1 protein-coding gene is annotated in these 1,144 nt (G+C 33.5%); it reads right to left on the bottom strand.

What is annotated here, in order from left to right:
* Positions 1-32: 32 nt before the first annotated feature.
* Positions 33-998, bottom strand: a complete 966-nt coding sequence (locus BLQ19_RS20870; protein ID WP_074539669.1) for a homocysteine S-methyltransferase family protein — start codon at positions 996-998, stop codon at positions 33-35.
* Positions 999-1,144: the final 146 nt, after the last annotated feature.

Below are 1,144 nucleotides of genomic sequence, written 5' to 3'. Positions count from 1 at the left end.
ATGTACGGTGGTGTGAGAGGCGCACTCCGTTCCTAATTAGGGGCGGAGCCGTCTACTCGATTGGGCACAGTACTTGTTATTTCATCAGTCAGTGATTCAATAAATTTGTCGTTTGTACCACAACAACCGCCGAAAATTTTGAAATTAAACTCACTCTTCAAAAAGCACATTTCGCTTATTATTTTTTCAAAATCATCTTGCTGAAGTATATTACAATTGTTTAGTTCTTCTGGAGTCAAAATTGAAGCATTAGATTGAATACCTTTAAAACGCTCTAAGAACTGACTATTCTTATTTTTTTCTTGAATTAATCCATGGATTAAGTTTGTCGGATGAATGCAATTTGTCATATAACAAACAGGGCTTGAGAATACTTGGTTGTCAATTATTTCAATTGCCTTAGACAAAGCTGTTCCATCCATCAAACAACCGTCTTTTCTAAGCATGAAACTTATAATATAAGGAATATTAGTTTCTGCCATAGCCTTTGCCATACCTACCGTTTCATTTATTTCGGGCATTATTCCCGCAAATAAGAAGTCAACGTTTTTTTTTGAAAATTGTGTTGTTTGTTGTCTGTGAAATAGAAAAGCCTCTTTTATCCCAAAATTTTGTTCTCCACTGTACGCATCTCCTTTGCAACCTAACAATCCGCCAATAAGGATTTTCTCCGAATATTTGTTATAGCTATTTTTTATTTGATTGAGAAAAGCACAGGAATCAAGAAAAAGGTTTTTATCATTGAACTGAGATTTCTTTAAAGACTCATAATTTACCTTTCGTGTCGGAGTCATAATCATTATTGGCAAATCGAATTTTTGTCCAATTTCAATATATTGTCTATAAATTGATTCTAGCGAATCTGGATGAGTATAAATTAAGCCTGCGTGATTAACCCAATCATCCATTTCTGCATTAAATTCAGATTTCAATCTTTCAACGAGTGCCCCTTCTGTCAGAATTATTTTTGAACTGTTAAATATTTCTTCAAATTCCATATTTTGTTTTTATCAAGACTGCGAGTTATTTCTCTTGTCGTGTATTGTGCCCAACGTTAAGTATAAGAAACGTAGGGCAGGTGATAAGCACTTACGTTTCGGTTTATTACTTAGCTAAATATAAATATTTTGCTTTTATCTTTTCT

The organism is Cellulophaga baltica, assembly GCF_900102165.1.
GTDB classification, from domain to species: Bacteria; Bacteroidota; Bacteroidia; order Flavobacteriales; family Flavobacteriaceae; genus Cellulophaga; species Cellulophaga baltica.
This window is presented reverse-complemented; position numbering and strand designations above follow the sequence as displayed.